Origin of the sequence: Aquibacillus sediminis, from assembly GCF_005870085.1 — a bacterium.
Classification (GTDB): Bacteria; Bacillota; Bacilli; order Bacillales; family Amphibacillaceae; genus Aquibacillus_E; species Aquibacillus_E sediminis.
This window is the reverse complement of record NZ_SZNM01000005.1, coordinates 258,422-273,420: the sequence shown is the minus strand read 5'-3', so window position 1 is coordinate 273,420 and position 14,999 is coordinate 258,422. Positions and strand designations below refer to the sequence as shown.

Sequence of the window (14,999 nt, the reverse complement as noted above, 5' to 3'; positions counted from 1 at the left end):
CACCCTCTCAGGTCGGCTACGCATCGTTGCCTTGGTAGGCCATTACCCTACCAACTAGCTAATGCGCCGCGGGCCCATCTGTAAGTGATAGCTCTGGAGCCATCTTTCAACTTTCATTCATGCGAATAAAAGTTTTATCCGGTATTAGCTCACGTTTCCGCGAGTTATCCCAATCTTACAGGCAGGTTGCCCACGTGTTACTCACCCGTCCGCCGCTCGTTCCACAAGCTCAACACCCTGGAGGGTAAAGAGTTTGCTTCCCGCGCTCGACTTGCATGTATTAGGCACGCCGCCAGCGTTCGTCCTGAGCCAAGATCAAACTCTCCATAATAGAAAGAGTATCTTTCACTCATACAAAAACTAGCTTTAAAAATTGATTTAGAGTAGTCTGTTTCAAACAATTGAAACGTCTTACCTAATCTGTTTCATACTGGTTGTTTTGTTCAGTTTTCAAAGATCAAATGTTCACGTCGTTTTTTAACGACAATAAATATTATAACACTAAAACAAGATGTAGTCAATAACTTTTTAAATTAATTTCCGTTTGTTTACGCCGCCCTTGAAGCGACAATAAATATAATAACATTTAGAAAACAGCAAAGTCAATAGTTTTTTAACTGTTTTTACGGTTTGCGGAAACAGATTTATAATATAGCATGATTAAACGACATGCGCAACATTTTTTTAACCCCATCACTAATTAGCTTTTAGTCTCATAATACTTAATGAATGATTTCCCGAAAAAAAGTTCAATTATTGCTTTTACTAATGGAACCTATCCCCCCCTTTTCTACAACCTTAGATCACAAAAGAAGACTGCAGACAAAATTCACATAATTCTTCCTTAATCATTAAAATGTCGCAAAACCTCTGCAGCAACGTATCGCACCCATACGCTAAACCTTCCAATCCCCCAGCAATTGCTGCCACAGTATCACTGTCACACCCTTCATTCGTTGGCTCCGACGATAACTTTTAAGAATGAGTCTTGTTGCAGCAGCAAATACAATACCCACCACATTGTATGGACACCTCACCTATTTGGTGGATGTATTGTTTTTTCTATCTAATATATCTTCCTATATAGCTCCGTTTATTTAGTCAAAAATTGCTTTATCAGGCTAGATTCTAAAAAATAACCCTTAAGCATCTAACATGCAAAAGGGTTATCCAAGTTAAAAATCATAGTCCGCTTCTTTAGCCTCACGGACCTTTGAAAACGTCTCCGTTAAGACAACTGTATCTTCCACTAAACGCTCAATTCGAAACAATACATCTTCATTCGTAATTTCTTTTCGATAGAAATCACTTTCTTCTATAAATACATATGTTTGAACAATTTGTGCTTTCATATAAGCTAAAATTGGTTTTAATTGTTGCTCAGCGATTAAATAATGTTTAGACGAACCTGCAGTCACTAACATGCTAACAACTTTTTCGCGAAAGGCATTGACTGGCAGCAGATCAAAAATATTCTTCAATGTGGCTGGAATCGACGCTTGAAAAACAGGTGTCCCAATAATGATTGCATCTGCTTCCATAATCGTTTTTGTTACAAAACCCGTGTCACCTTCATATTCTAGATAATTACGTCCATCGCTAAACTGAACGTTATACTCCGCTAAGTCTATTAACGTCACTTCACTATTCGGATACTTTTCATTTATAATGTGAACCGTGTAATTCATCGCTGTCCTTGTTTTGGAACCAACGTTTGAACCTGATAAAGCAACAATTTTCATATTCAATCCCCCTATTTCTTCGCAGTATGTTTCTTGATTGCCGGTAAAATTTGTTCACCTATTATTTCAATATTTTTCATTAAACGATCAAATGGCATACCACCAAAGTCTATTTGCGCAATATAGCGTTGATGACCAAACACTTCATGTTGATAGAGAATTTTTTCGATGATTTCTTGTGGACTCCCAATATTCATTACATTGTGCGGATCGACGCCCTGTGCAAAGTGTTGCTTCGGAAATCCCTGCCCATTTGTCTTCTTCATCCCTTCATTAATATGTGGGTACATATCACGCAGTGCTTGTTGAGAAGTCTCGGCAGCGTAGAAAAATCCCGCTGTAGCTACAGGTAATTCAGCCGGGTCAAACCCACCACGTTCTGCCGCTTCACGATATGCATCGATAGTTCGTTTAAAAATGCTGACCGGTCCACCTAAATGCGCCATAAACATCGGCACACCAGCATAACCGGCTCGAACCGCACTTGCAGGCGAACCTCCAACAGCACGCCAAATCGGTAAAGACCCATTTTGTGGACGCGGAATGACTTTGGCATTTTTAAGCGGTGCGCGAAATTCTCCACTCCAGTTGACGACTTCTTCTTCATTAATCTTTCGCAATAAGTCAAACTTTTCCTCGAACAACTCTTCATAATCTCTTATATTATAACCTAATAAATCAAACAACCCGACTCTTGAAGCTCGACCTGAAATCAATTCTGCACGTCCTTTTGAAATCAAATCGAGTGTTGCAAAATTTTCATAAACACGAACAGGATCTGAAGTGCTAATAATGGTGGAAGAGCTCGCAACTTTTATTTTTTCCGTCGCTTGAGCGATTGCTGCTAACACAACAGCATGTGCTTGTGTTGCGAAATATTCTTGGTGACTTTCCCCAACACTAAAAAAGTCTATCCCAGCTTGATCCGCTAATTTGGCATATTCAATTATCTCATGAATCCGTTGTTCTGCGGAAATCCGTTCTCCTGTCACCGGATCAGGTAAGTGATCACCCAATGTATAAATCCCAAACTCCAGTCCTTTATTTCGATCAATCCCATATTTTTCCATTAATTGCATCACCTTTCTCAATTGACGAACACTTTTCCTTATTTATCTTCTAAAAAGAACTTAATAATGTTATTATGAACGATATAGAATATATTTTTAAGTACGCACTTTAAAGTAATATAGTATACAAAAAGATACCATTGGAGGTTGAACATGAAATTCGAGCCAGAATTATGCCGAGTTGAAGATGCGCTAAGTATTTTAGTAGGAAAATGGAAACCAATCATTTTATTATATTTACTAAGAGATGGCACCCAGCGTTTTAGTGAATTAAAACGAAATGTACCTGGTATTACACAAAAGATGCTAACCAAGCATTTACGTGAATTAGAGGAAGAAGATATCATCGAACGAGTTGTCTATCCTCAAGTCCCCCCAAAAGTAGAATATTCAATCACAGAATACGGAAGAAGTTTGCAACCCATTTTAGAAGCAATGCACGAATGGGGTAAACAACATACCTTGCATAAACAACAGAAACTAAAACAACAATCAATGTAGATTACGTTACCAAGGGGCTTTGAGACAATACTCAAAGCCCACATTTAAAAATTCAGCTGACGTTTTGCACATTTAGTAACTTTCGACTATTATTTCCGTCTTTCAGAATCCTCAGCTTTGTCAGATTAGAATTTTTGTCACTTTCCGTACTTTCGAATATCTTTCCGACTGTTATTAGGAACACTAACAATCACTAGACAAGAAAGAATTCATTCGCTTTTATCATTTCCACGCCATTCATCAGCTAATATCCCCATGAAGTAAGTATCATAATAGTTTCCGTTCACGTAACAATGTTGACGCAATGTACCTTCTACCACAAAACCAAGTTTTTCATATAATCGTTTCGCTCTTTGATTAATGCCTCGTGTCGTTAAAAAGATCTTGTGTAAACGAAGTTGATTAAATCCAATGTCTAGCATAGCATCCATCGCTTCTTTCCCATAACCTTGCCCCCGATAGTGCGGATCCAGCAACAACCCAATTTCTGCTCTACCATGTTCCATCGACCTATTCGAAAGATGAATCCACCCCACTAGACCCTGTTGATCGTGTTCGATCGCTAACACGATAGCCCCTTCTTTTTTGATAGTTAACACAAACTCTTCCGTTTCTTCATAAGACATCGGAACTCTTCCAGCCATAATCATTGACTCTTGATCATTAAACCAGTGATGCAGAGATGATATATCTTCCTGTTCGAACGCCCGTAATCTTATATTTCCCTTCATTAATTACACCTCCATCTAACAAACGCAATGTGTTCATTGTAACAAGGAAAAAGTTGCTTAGGTATCATCAAAGTTTTTAAGTTTTAATTATGTTATGTTGAAAGTTTTTTAAGTTTTAATTATGTTATGATGAAAGATAAAGAAAAACGCCGAGCAGAAAGCGAGGATTTCCCTTGATAGAATACGAATCGATAATCCTCTTTGCTATTCCATGGATTGTTTACCGAATCATTATAATCTGTTATAAACAAAATTTCTCCATAAGGACCGAATTCATTAAAATATCTTTTTATTTTTCTATTATTTTCATCTATTGCCTAACCTTGTTCCCATTTCCATTTTACACCTATCCATATCAAACAGGGAACGGTTTTCAACACATGAACCTCACACCTTTTGCAAGTATTCATGGGGCCCTTACTCATTTTTACTATATGGTACCGTTAAAAAATATTGGTGGTAACATCCTTTTATTTATGCCTTTAGGGTTTGCTCTTCCACTTCGATTTCAATTACAAGCACATTGGAAGGTAATCCTTTATGGTTTTTCCCTATCATTAGTAGTTGAATTAATACAGTTAGCTACAGCCGTTCGTTCCTTTGATGTTGACGACATCCTCTTAAACACGCTTGGTACTGTGTTAGGATTCATTCTCTATCGTCAATATACTACTATAAAAGCAAACAATAGAGAGGAAAAGCAAATCTCTTAAGAATTACTCTTTGCACTCAAAAGGTGGATTGAAATGATAAATTCAAAAAAACTAAAATTATTCCTCCTTAGTCTAACCGTTTTCTCGGCTATTTGTATTTTTGTTGCGTCATTTCAAATATGGAATTTCAGTAACAAAAATCAATTGGTGAAAACAGACGCAGCAATCGTACTTGGTGCGGCCGTTTGGGGCGATCAACCCTCTCCCGTTTTAGCTGAGCGAATTAATCATGCTATTTGGCTTTACGAAAATGGTTATGTTAACAACATCATTTTTACTGGTGGCAAAAGCAAAGAAGATATGTATGCCGAAGCAGAGGTTGCAAGGAATTATGCGATAACTAACAAGGTGGACCCAGAGGCTATTAAAATTGAAACAAAATCAACCATCACAGAAGAAAACCTTACCCATGCGAATAAGGTGGCAAACGAAGAAAATTTAAAATCATTTACAATCGTAAGTGATCCATTGCATATGAAACGGGCAATGACCATGGCTCAACACACCGGATTAAAAGCCTACTCATCCCCTACACAAACATCGGTATATGCGACATGGAAAAGTAAAATACCGTTTTTCGTGCGTGAATTGTTTTTCTATATTGGTTACATGATTAGTTTGCCGTTTAGATAACCCCACACGTTTAACACTCATTATTTTTTGCCAAGTATTGTGCATTTATATTATACAAAATAACTTGTATAACAATGAAACGAAGCAAAAAAAAGCCGCCGGATCACCCTTTTTGCTGCGGCCTAATAAAGGTTTCACAGGCGTCGTAGGACAAAGACGATTTTAGCCTGTCATCCTTCTTTGAGGGTTAAAACAACGAAACATCCAGTTGTAAGAGATGAATGAAAGGCTTTCCGCGGCTATCGTCGTCTATTTCCAATCTATAACGATCTAGTGGAAGTTATTGCATATAATATAACAATTTAAACGTTAAAAAGCATGAAAAGTCTATAAACACGATCAGTTTTCTATTACTAGATTTGGTTTTTTCTTTAAACTATGCTTCCCGTTGATAAAACGGACAGTACCTGATTTAGCTCGCATCACTAATGATTCAGTAGTACCTGTCGATGCTTTAAATTGAACTCCTTTTAATAATTCACCGTCTGTTACACCAGTAGCAGCGAAGATAGCATCATCACCTGAGACAAGGTCTTCCATTTGCAGGACTTTTTTCACATCTAATCCCATACTCTCGCAACGATCGATTTCAGCTTGTTTTTTAGGCGCTAATTTTCCCTGTATTTCGCCACCTAAACATTTTAAAGCAACAGCTGCTAAGACACCTTCAGGGGCACCACCTTCTCCCAGTAACAGATCAACACCAGTATCATCAAATGCAGTGTTGATTGCCCCAGCTACATCACCATTATCAATTAATTTTATCCGAACACCTGCATTTCTTAATTCATCGATAATCGGAATGTGCTTATCGCGTTTTAAAACAGTAACAACGAGGTCTTCTACATCCTTGTTTTTAGCTTTTGCTACAGCCTCTAAGTTCACCTGTATCGGCGCTTCAATATCAATCACCCCAACAGCGTCTGGACCAACAGCAATTTTATTCATATACATATCAGGGGCATGCAGTAAATGTCCTTTATCCGCAATCGCGATGACCGCTAACGCATTCCATCCACCAGACGCGACAATGGACGTACCTTCTAACGGATCAACAGCCACGTCGACATCCGGACCATTTCCTGTTCCCAATTTTTCACCTATATATAACATAGGAGCTTCATCCATCTCTCCTTCGCCAATGACGACATTCCCCTTCATCGGGATCGTTTCAAGCACATCACGCATCGCTGTTGTAGCTGCATCATCCGCCTCTTCTTTTTTCCCTCTTCCCATCCAACGAGCAGAAGCTAACGCTGCCGCTTCTGTTACACGGACAATCTCCATTGATAAACTACGCTCCATAATCTTTCCTCCTCACCACCATTCAACAGAATATTCTGTAAAATTAAAAGAGATTAAGGGATCGAAAGGTTTTCTAACCTCGAAAACCCACTTTGTTCACCTTAACCATTTATGTTTCTACCTTAGAATTAAGATTTTGATAAATATTTCCTAATAATACCAGCTGTTTCTTCAATCGATTTATCTGACACATCAATCACTTGACAATCCAGTCGATCCATAATCTTCTCTGCGGTTGCCAATTCTTTTTCTATCTGCTCAAACGAAGCATATTTTGCTTTATCCGGTAATCCAAGTGATTTTAGTCTTTCTTTTCTAATTTGTAATAAATTCTCTGGTTTCATGGTTAACCCGATCGTTAAACGTTCTGCAGGTTGAAATAACTCTGCAGGAGGATTTGTATCGGGTAAAATTGGTAAATTTGCCACTTTAATTCCCTTATGGGCCAGAAAGATACTAAGTGGAGTTTTTGATGTTCTGGACACACCAATCAATAACACTTCTGCCTTCATAAGACCACGGACATCTTTACCATCATCATATTTCACTGCAAATTCAATCGCTTCAATTCTTTTGAAATATTCCTCATCTAATTCTTGCCTCAAACCAGGTTTTTGTTTCGGTGCATCATTATACGTATCGATATACGCTTGCATCATAGGTCCCATGACATCAACAGCACGAAGGTCACGCTTAATGGACTCTTGTTTCATTGTATCTCGTAGTTCCGGTTGAACTAACGTATACGCAACAATGCCACCAGTTTCTTCTACTTCAGTTAAAATTTGACGTATTTCTTCATCTGTTTGAATATGGCCATATCGTTTTATTTGGATCTCTTCACTAGAGAATTGGCGTTTGGTTGCACGTGCCACCGCCTCTGCTGTTTCACCTACTGCGTCTGAACAGACATAAATCATACGTTGATTATGATTCAACTTTCGTCACTCCCTTACCTACGATTCAGTCATACCTTCTAGTAATAGCCTTGTCATATTTGTTTTCGTAATCCTACCAACTACTAGCTGTGTGGTCTGTGGATTGTCTTCACTCGAATTGTTCACTACTGGTAAGCTATCCACCTGAAAATGAATCATTTTACGCGCTGCCTCGATCACAGTTTCCTCCGGTGTAATCGTCACCACATTTGGTTGACGAGTCATGACTAAATTAACAGGCATGGAGGCTGCATTGGCATTTCCAAGTGTTACTTTCAATAAATCTTTACGCGAAACAATTCCTTCTAAATAGCTATTTTCATCCACAACGATTAGTGATCCAACATTTTCCAAAAACAAAGAGATCACTGCATCATGTACTGTAGTTGTTCCTTGCACTACTACAGGCACACCTTGAACATCCTTTACTTTTATGTTCTGTGTTTGATTCGAAATCCCTTCATTTTTTGTCGTTTTTCCTAAAAAATACCCTACTTTGGGTTTTGCTTCTAGATAACCAGTCATCACTAATACAGCTAAATCAGAGCGGATTGTCGCCTTACTAACTCCTAACATGTCTGCAATCTGTCCCGCTGTGATCGGTTCATGCTTTTTAAGGATTTCTACAATATCTAGTTGACGATTCGTAAATTCAATCATGGCGAACCTCCTGTCTATTACCAACAAAGCATATAATCCATCCTATCGTTAATCTAAATCGAAGGCAAGAAGAAACAAAAGTTACAAAAGCACTAGCTAGTAACGTCTAAAGTGAAACTTCACTCAGTAGGGGGGATTGACCTTCCCCACTTAATGTTAGTTGAACCCTTTGGGATAAACTGCACTTGCGCACCAAAGAGCTTTCGATGCTGTTACACTGTTATAGTCTTAATTGAACATTCATCCATTGAGGGACACACGGTAACACACTTCTACAAAAGTGGATTCCGTCATTAGGGACGAGAGCTGTAGTCCAAGTTCCTCTAAACTTGAGTCAGTGATTAGGATGTTCGACTAAGAGCGCAACAAACATACCAACAATGTCGAACTTACCTACCTGTAGGACCGAGGTGAGTGAAGTCTAATAAAAGTTCTATCACGACGCGGATTGATAAGCCAGCATTTTAATTTTCGAAAATAATAAAGATAGTGAACAAGGGCATCCACTAAACTAGTGAATGCCACTTTTTTATAAGCCTTCTAAAACCACCTGCAGCATTCTATTTTACTTTTGGCCCTGCTGCACAAATCTCACTCGATACACTGGAAAATCTATCGAAATTCTCCACAAAACGTCTAGCTAAATCTTGTGCTTTTTCATCATATAAACTTGGAATATTCCATGTGTTTCTAGGATTTAATAGCTTGCTAGGAACTCCCTCTACTTCACTCGGAACAAAAACTCCAAATACAGGGTGCGGAGAAAATTCTGCATTTTCTAATTCTCCATTAATTGCAGCCGATACCATTTTTCTTGTATAGGATAATTTAATTCGTTCTCCTATCCCATACGGTCCACCAGTCCAACCCGTATTCACAAGGTAAACACGCGCTTGATGTTTATCAATTTTTTCCCCAAGTAAATCTGCATAGACATCTGGTCGATGCGGCAAAAATGGTTCTCCAAAACAAGTGGAAAAAGTTGCGGTTGGCTCGGTAATCCCCCGTTCTGTTCCCGCTAATTTAGACGTGTATCCTGATAAGAAATGGTACATCGCCTGCTCTTTCGTAAGTTTTGCGATTGGTGGCAATACACCAAAAGCATCGGCTGTTAAAAAGATAATCACTTCTGGATGATCAGCTGTTCCCGGAATGACAGCATTCGGAATTTTTTCTGATGAATAAGCAGCACGTGTATTTTCCGTTACTCGCTTGTCATTAAAGTCCAATTGACGTGTGGTTGGATCAATTGCTACATTTTCTAGTACCGAACCATATTGGATTGCATTCCAAATTTGTGGTTCCTTATCTGGATCAAGGCCAATACATTTGGCATAGCAACCACCTTCAAAATTATAAATCCCCTTATCTGTCCAACCATGTTCATCATCACCAATTAATCGGCGACCTGGATCTGCAGACAGTGTCGTCTTGCCAGTTCCTGACAGTCCAAAAAATAATGTCGTATTGCCGCCTTTTTCATCCACATTGGCAGAACAGTGCATTGGTAAGACATTTTCTAGTGGTAATAAATAGTTCAGCACCGAAAATATAGACTTCTTAATCTCCCCAGCATATGCTGTCCCACCAATTAATACCGTTTTCTTTTCAAATGAGATGATGATAAATGTTTCTGAATTCGTTCCATCTTCAACCGGATCTGCTTTAAGACCCGGCAAAGAAATAACGGTAAAATCTACCGGATCCTGTTCTGATCTATCACTTGATTCAATGAATAATTGACGGGAAAAAAGGTTGTGCCATGCAAGTTCATTAATAATCCTCACTGATAATTGATGATCTTGATCCGCCCCTGCTTTCCCATCAAATACAAATAAATCATGTTTTTCCATGTAAGATAGCGCTTTTTGGTAGAGTTGATCAAATTGTTGTGGAGAGATGGATTGATTCACATCCCCCCAACCAACCTGCTTTTCAACAGAGGCTTCCTTGACAATATATTTATCCTTTGGTGAACGACCAGTGAACTCTCCTGTATAGGCATGTAGCGCACCTGTTTCTGTTAGTCTTGCTTCCCCTCGCTTGACTGCTTCTTCCATTAATCTAGAAACAGATAGCTCGTAATAAACAGTAGGTTCATCCTCTGTTCTGTGAAACAAATTATTTTCAATGGCTTTCACCGTTTGCATTCCCCTCACCGCTCCTCATTAACAAGTTGTTGATTGTTTGACTGGCAATTACAATGACCTGCATCAGCGTAGTAAGTCTCAACCTTCGCAGTAGAGAACGCCTCAATTTCTTTACCACACTCACGACATAAAATTGCACCCATTTTAGGAAGATTGTTTAACTTTGCCATTTGTTAACATCCTTTCTCTCATATAATTTGCAAGCTCTGCAACTCTGCAGGCGTAAGCCCATTCATTGTCATACCAAGCAAGAACTTTGATCTGATTCCCCATCGTCATGGTCGAAGGACCATCAACCGTTGCCGAATTCTCACAACCAATATAATCGGAAGAAACTAACTCCTTATCCGTAATTCCTACAATGCCAGCCATATCCTTCACGGCAGCTGTCTCGAATGCGTCCTGTACATCCTCAATCGTGTAGGTACCGCCTACTTGCACGGTTAAATCTACTAACGATACATCTGGAGTCGGCACTCGAACAGATGTCCCTTGCATATGAGGTGCTAAGTGAGGCAACACATCTGTTAGCGCTTTCCCAACACCTGTAGTGGTTGGTATGATCGATTGCGTACTCGCTCGTGCTCGTCGCAAGTCTTTATGCGGATTATCCAACGGTTTTTGATCAGATGTAAAAGAGTGAACCGTTGTTAACCAACCTCTTTCCACTTCAAATGCATCATCTAAAACTTTAAGAAGTGGTGCAGCACAATTCGTTGTACAAGAAGCCGCTGATACAAAGGTATCTTGGTCTGGTTGATAGAAGTGCTCGTTAACTCCCATAACAATTGTTGCATCCAATTGTTTTCCTGGCGCTGTAATTAGAACCTTCGATGCACCTGCTTCAATATGCTTACCGGCGCTTTGTCGATCTTTAAATTTGCCCGTCGCATCGATAACTAGATCAACGCCTAGGTTTTTCCACGGAATGTCTGATGGGTTTCTGTGACAAGTTACTTTGATGACATTTCCATTTATATGAAGTTCGTCTGCTTTTGCCGTTATGTCCACATCCCATTTTCCATGGACAGAATCATAGATTAATAAATGCGCAATTGTTTCCGGTGGATACGTACTATTAATTGCTTTTAAACTTTCAGCCCCTTGTTTATCTGAAATAATTTTTCTAATTAGCAGACGACCAATTCTTCCTGTTCCGCTAATCCCGATTCCTCGTTCCATCCATCCCCCTCCTTCATCTTCTGTTAATATATAATATAACACATTTATTAAATAATGTGCACTATTTTTGTTAAAAAATCAAAAAATGTGTTTTAATCACTTTTAAATCCTTTTAATCAAAAAACACACCTATTTATTACGTCATAATGTGCCATTCCAATCAATAATGGACATTATTTTTACCAGACAATAATGCTCATTTCATTTTTATTTAATAAATGTCTATTTGGCATGAACATTTTTATCCATTTTTTGTTATAATGTAACTATACAAGGATTAGAAAACGAAAAAATGTCCTCCTCACAAGGACAATTGTTTTCTAATCCTTTACAAACACTTTTTATAGGAGGGTTTTGGTTGACAAGTTCAAAACTAACAGGATTTTTAACAGAGAAACTAAACCATTTAAAATCACAAGGACTTTACAATGAGATTGATCCTGTGGAAGGTGCTAATGGGCCAATCATTAAAATAAACGGCAAAGAACTTATTAATCTTTCATCGAATAATTATTTAGGTCTTGCAACAGATGAGCGCCTAAAAAGAGTTGCTAAAGACGCCATCACTTCCCATGGCGTTGGAGCCGGGGCGGTTCGGACCATTAACGGCACATTGGATCTACACGTGAAATTGGAAGAAAAAATCGCAGCATTTAAAGGAACCGAAGCTGCTGTTGCCTATCAATCTGGTTTCAACTGTAATATGGCAGCTATTTCTGCTGTCATGGATAAACATGACGCCATTCTTTCTGATGAATTAAATCACGCATCGATTATCGATGGATGTCGTCTATCTAAAGCTAAAATCATCCGCGTTAACCACTCAGATATGGATGACTTAAGACAAAAAGCAAAACAAGCGGTCGAATCTGAACAATACAATAAAATTATGATCATTACTGACGGTGTATTTTCCATGGATGGAGACATTGCAAAACTACCTGAGATCGTCGAGATTGCTGAAGAATTTGACATCATGACATATGTAGATGATGCCCATGGATCCGGTGTATTAGGTAAGGGAGCTGGAACGGTTAAGCATTTTGGCCTGCAAGATCGCGTTGACTTTCAAATCGGTACGCTTTCTAAAGCGATTGGAGTTGTCGGTGGCTATGTAGCAGGAAAACAACAATTGATTGATTGGTTAAAAGTGCAATCACGTCCATTTTTATTTTCAACTTCATTGACACCAGCAGATGTAGCAGCTAGTACAGAAGCAATTGATTTGTTAATGAATAGTACAGAACTACAAACCCAGCTTTGGGATAATGGTGACTACTTGAAAAAAGGCTTAAAAGCATTAGGGTTTGATATTGGTAACAGCGAAACACCGATCACCCCTTGTATGATTGGGGATGAAAAAACAACCCAACAATTCAGTAAACGATTGAATGAAGAAGGCGTGTATGCCAAGTCGATCGTATTTCCAACTGTACCAAAAGGAACAGGTCGTGTGAGAAATATGCCTACAGCCGCCCACACGAAAGAAATGCTTGATCAAGCACTTGCCACTTACGAAAAAATTGGGAAAGAGCTCAACATTATTTAACTTCGAAAGGTGGGGAATGTTTGATATGAAGAAAATATTAGTTACTGGAGCTTTGGGTCAAATTGGTTCAGAGTTGGTTATGAAATTAAGAGAGTTATATGGAAAAGACAATGTGGTTGCAACAGATATTCGTAAAGTCGAAAATGATGTATTTGGCACAGGTCCCTTTGAAATCCTCGATGTTACGGATAAACAGAAATTTTTAAAAATCGCAAGAAAGTACAATGTTGATACGATCATGCACTTAGCAAGTTTATTATCCGCTACAGCCGAGGAAAAACCATTACTTGCTTGGGACATTAACATGGGTGGACTACTCAATGGATTAGAAACTGCTAGAGAACTAGACGCACAACTTTTCACACCGAGTTCAATTGGTGCATTTGGTCCAAATACACCAAAGCAAGATACACCACAAGATACCTTGCAACGACCAACTACCATGTATGGCGTGAACAAGGTTGCTGGTGAACTTTTATGTGATTATTATTTTAATAAGTTTGGCGTGGATACTCGCGGAGTTCGTTTTCCTGGTTTAATTTCCTATCTTACTCCTCCTGGTGGTGGAACGACAGATTATGCCGTTGACATTTATTATCATGCAATAAAAAATCAATCGTATACTTCCTATATTGATAAAGGGACATACATGGACATGATGTATATGCCGGACGCAATTGATGCGATTATTCAATTAATGGAAGCGGATGGATCCAAGTTAATTCATCGTAATGCATTTAACATTACCGCTATGAGTGTGGCACCTGAAGATTTTGCTCGGGCAATTCAAACTCATATTCCAAATTTCACACTGAAATACGATGTCGATCCTGTCCGGCAAGCAATCGCCGATAGTTGGCCTAACAACATTGACGTAAGTGCCGCAAAACAAGAATGGGGATTCCAACCGAAATATGATCTTACTAGCATAACACAGGATATGTTAGAAAAATTGGGAAACTCTTCGGTTAATAAAGTAAGTTAAATAAAAAAATAGACCACTATGAAGGGTGGTCTATTTTCTCTTTCCTTGGATAAAGTTGTGGTAAAAACCAACGTACTTATAGTAAGATTAATGCATCGTTCTTCACATTCCCATCTACTATTTATGTCAATTTCACTCTTTTTTTCATGTGCAGTTTCGGTGTTTTGTAACCCTTTTCATATAATTGCCCAGATGTTATGTTAAACCTTTGGATTAACTCCTGTATAGTAGATACCCGAAATTCATGCTTAGCTTTGATTAATAATTCCACAACAGCTCTCGCGTCTTCTAATGCATTATGATGGGAAAATTCAATACCTTTTAACGCTGCTAATGTATTTAATTTATAATTAATCAGTCCTGGCCACGCTTGTTTCGATATCATCACTGAACACAAGTACTCTATTTCTGGATAAGCTAACAGGTAACGATCAAGTGCTGCACGAAGCACACTCATATCAAAACTTGCATTATGAGCAACAATCACATTTTTATCTAGATAGCGATTCAATATCGGCCACAGTTCATCAAATGTTGGCGCATCCGCCACATCCACTTCCGTAATCCCATGAACATAGATATTTTGAGAATCAAAGTCCATTAACGGATTAATTAAACTATAAAATTCATCGATAATACCAGTTTCATTTGCAACAACGATCCCAACCGCACATGGGCTGAATCGATACCTATTAGCCGTTTCAAAATCGATCGAAACCAAATTCATTTCGTCCCCCCCTTGCTGTGTTACTATACCCCCATTTATTATAACATATATTTAGCATGACAAGGGTTTGTTGTCCCCAAAAACAACCCCTTACAACGCTTTATAGTTGCAAG

15 protein-coding genes and 1 rRNA gene are annotated in these 14,999 nt (G+C 38.6%); 5 read left to right on the top strand and 11 right to left on the bottom strand.

The features are described 5' to 3' along the window. From FCI53_RS08235 to FCI53_RS08225, 3 genes are all read right to left on the bottom strand, one after another. Positions 1 to 331: ribosomal RNA gene (locus FCI53_RS08235) — 16S ribosomal RNA — on the bottom strand; the annotation flags it as partial. Between the two features lie 844 nt (positions 332 to 1,175). After that, positions 1,176 to 1,742, bottom strand: coding sequence for an NADPH-dependent FMN reductase (locus FCI53_RS08230; protein ID WP_138417680.1), 567 nt, complete (start codon positions 1,740 to 1,742; stop codon positions 1,176 to 1,178). An 11-nt stretch (positions 1,743 to 1,753) separates the two neighbouring features. Beyond that, positions 1,754 to 2,812: an LLM class flavin-dependent oxidoreductase gene (locus FCI53_RS08225; protein WP_138417718.1), complete on the bottom strand. Its 1,059-nt coding sequence runs from the start codon at positions 2,810 to 2,812 to the stop codon at positions 1,754 to 1,756. Between the two features lie 153 nt (positions 2,813 to 2,965). Between FCI53_RS08225 and FCI53_RS08220 the strand changes: the two genes are divergently transcribed. Further along, positions 2,966 to 3,313: a winged helix-turn-helix transcriptional regulator gene (locus FCI53_RS08220; protein WP_138417678.1), complete on the top strand. Its 348-nt coding sequence runs from the start codon at positions 2,966 to 2,968 to the stop codon at positions 3,311 to 3,313. Between the two features lie 209 nt (positions 3,314 to 3,522). On the opposite strand, the gene FCI53_RS08215 is transcribed toward FCI53_RS08220, so the two are convergent. After that, positions 3,523 to 4,044 (bottom strand): GNAT family N-acetyltransferase, encoded by a 522-nt coding sequence (locus FCI53_RS08215; RefSeq protein WP_138417676.1) that lies wholly within the window; start codon positions 4,042 to 4,044, stop codon positions 3,523 to 3,525. A 173-nt stretch (positions 4,045 to 4,217) separates the two neighbouring features. On the opposite strand from FCI53_RS08215, the gene FCI53_RS08210 reads away from it, so the two are divergent. Both FCI53_RS08210 and FCI53_RS08205 read left to right on the top strand, forming a co-directional pair. Then, on the top strand, positions 4,218 to 4,757 hold the full coding sequence (locus FCI53_RS08210) for a VanZ family protein (RefSeq protein WP_138417674.1): 540 nt from the start codon (positions 4,218 to 4,220) through the stop codon (positions 4,755 to 4,757). A 33-nt stretch (positions 4,758 to 4,790) separates the two neighbouring features. Next, the gene (locus FCI53_RS08205; protein WP_138417672.1) at positions 4,791 to 5,390 is read left to right on the top strand and encodes a YdcF family protein; all 600 of its coding nucleotides are present in this window, start codon (positions 4,791 to 4,793) and stop codon (positions 5,388 to 5,390) included. A 339-nt stretch (positions 5,391 to 5,729) separates the two neighbouring features. Here FCI53_RS08205 and glpX read toward each other — a convergent pair whose 3' ends face one another. The 6 genes from glpX to gap all read right to left on the bottom strand — a co-directional run bounded on the left by glpX (position 5,730) and on the right by gap (position 11,625). After that, the gene (gene glpX / locus FCI53_RS08200) at positions 5,730 to 6,695 is read right to left on the bottom strand and encodes a class II fructose-bisphosphatase (protein ID WP_138417670.1); all 966 of its coding nucleotides are present in this window, start codon (positions 6,693 to 6,695) and stop codon (positions 5,730 to 5,732) included. 128 nt (positions 6,696 to 6,823) lie between these two features. Continuing rightward, complete coding sequence (locus tag FCI53_RS08195; protein ID WP_246050049.1) at positions 6,824 to 7,633, bottom strand: pyruvate, water dikinase regulatory protein; 810 nt, start codon at positions 7,631 to 7,633, stop codon at positions 6,824 to 6,826. Between the two features lie 18 nt (positions 7,634 to 7,651). Further along, entirely contained in the window at positions 7,652 to 8,293 is a 642-nt protein-coding gene (gene ccpN / locus FCI53_RS08190) for a transcriptional regulator CcpN (protein ID WP_138417668.1), read from the bottom strand. 560 nt (positions 8,294 to 8,853) lie between these two features. Beyond that, the gene (gene pckA / locus FCI53_RS08185) at positions 8,854 to 10,443 is read right to left on the bottom strand and encodes a phosphoenolpyruvate carboxykinase (ATP) (protein ID WP_138417666.1); all 1,590 of its coding nucleotides are present in this window, start codon (positions 10,441 to 10,443) and stop codon (positions 8,854 to 8,856) included. A 5-nt stretch (positions 10,444 to 10,448) separates the two neighbouring features. Beyond that, on the bottom strand, positions 10,449 to 10,613 hold the full coding sequence (locus tag FCI53_RS08180) for a GapA-binding peptide SR1P (RefSeq protein ID WP_138417664.1): 165 nt from the start codon (positions 10,611 to 10,613) through the stop codon (positions 10,449 to 10,451). Continuing rightward, positions 10,588 to 11,625: a type I glyceraldehyde-3-phosphate dehydrogenase gene (gene gap / locus FCI53_RS08175; protein ID WP_138417662.1), complete on the bottom strand. Its 1,038-nt coding sequence runs from the start codon at positions 11,623 to 11,625 to the stop codon at positions 10,588 to 10,590. The genes FCI53_RS08180 and gap overlap by 26 nt, the downstream gene beginning before the upstream one ends. A 358-nt stretch (positions 11,626 to 11,983) precedes the next feature. On the opposite strand from gap, the gene FCI53_RS08170 reads away from it, so the two are divergent. Both FCI53_RS08170 and FCI53_RS08165 read left to right on the top strand, forming a co-directional pair. Next, positions 11,984 to 13,174 carry a glycine C-acetyltransferase gene (locus FCI53_RS08170; RefSeq protein WP_246050048.1) on the top strand — a complete coding sequence of 397 codons (1,191 nt, stop codon included), beginning with the start codon at positions 11,984 to 11,986 and terminating at the stop codon, positions 13,172 to 13,174. 25 nt (positions 13,175 to 13,199) lie between these two features. Further along, positions 13,200 to 14,159, top strand: a complete 960-nt coding sequence (locus FCI53_RS08165; protein ID WP_138417658.1) for an L-threonine 3-dehydrogenase — start codon at positions 13,200 to 13,202, stop codon at positions 14,157 to 14,159. A gap of 121 nt (positions 14,160 to 14,280) precedes the next feature. Here FCI53_RS08165 and FCI53_RS08160 read toward each other — a convergent pair whose 3' ends face one another. Further along, positions 14,281 to 14,886: a 3'-5' exonuclease gene (locus FCI53_RS08160; protein WP_138417657.1), complete on the bottom strand. Its 606-nt coding sequence runs from the start codon at positions 14,884 to 14,886 to the stop codon at positions 14,281 to 14,283. Positions 14,887 to 14,999 lie beyond the last annotated feature (113 nt).

Excerpts from the sequence above, each read along its gene's own strand:
- FCI53_RS08230 (WP_138417680.1), bottom strand. The coding sequence starts at position 1,742 with ATGAAAATTGTTGCTTTATCAGGTTCAAACGTTGGTTCCAAAACAAGG.
- FCI53_RS08225 (WP_138417718.1), bottom strand. The coding sequence starts at position 2,812 with ATGGAAAAATATGGGATTGATCGAAATAAAGGACTGGAGTTTGGGATT.
- FCI53_RS08220 (WP_138417678.1), top strand. The coding sequence starts at position 2,966 with ATGAAATTCGAGCCAGAATTATGCCGAGTTGAAGATGCGCTAAGTATT.
- FCI53_RS08215 (WP_138417676.1), bottom strand. The coding sequence starts at position 4,044 with ATGAAGGGAAATATAAGATTACGGGCGTTCGAACAGGAAGATATATCA.
- FCI53_RS08205 (WP_138417672.1), top strand. The coding sequence starts at position 4,791 with ATGATAAATTCAAAAAAACTAAAATTATTCCTCCTTAGTCTAACCGTT.
- glpX (WP_138417670.1), bottom strand. The coding sequence starts at position 6,695 with ATGGAGCGTAGTTTATCAATGGAGATTGTCCGTGTAACAGAAGCGGCA.
- ccpN (WP_138417668.1), bottom strand. The coding sequence starts at position 8,293 with ATGATTGAATTTACGAATCGTCAACTAGATATTGTAGAAATCCTTAAA.
- pckA (WP_138417666.1), bottom strand. The coding sequence starts at position 10,443 with ATGCAAACGGTGAAAGCCATTGAAAATAATTTGTTTCACAGAACAGAG.
- FCI53_RS08180 (WP_138417664.1), bottom strand. The coding sequence starts at position 10,613 with ATGGCAAAGTTAAACAATCTTCCTAAAATGGGTGCAATTTTATGTCGT.
- gap (WP_138417662.1), bottom strand. The coding sequence starts at position 11,625 with ATGGAACGAGGAATCGGGATTAGCGGAACAGGAAGAATTGGTCGTCTG.
- FCI53_RS08165 (WP_138417658.1), top strand. The coding sequence starts at position 13,200 with ATGAAGAAAATATTAGTTACTGGAGCTTTGGGTCAAATTGGTTCAGAG.
- FCI53_RS08160 (WP_138417657.1), bottom strand. The coding sequence starts at position 14,886 with ATGAATTTGGTTTCGATCGATTTTGAAACGGCTAATAGGTATCGATTC.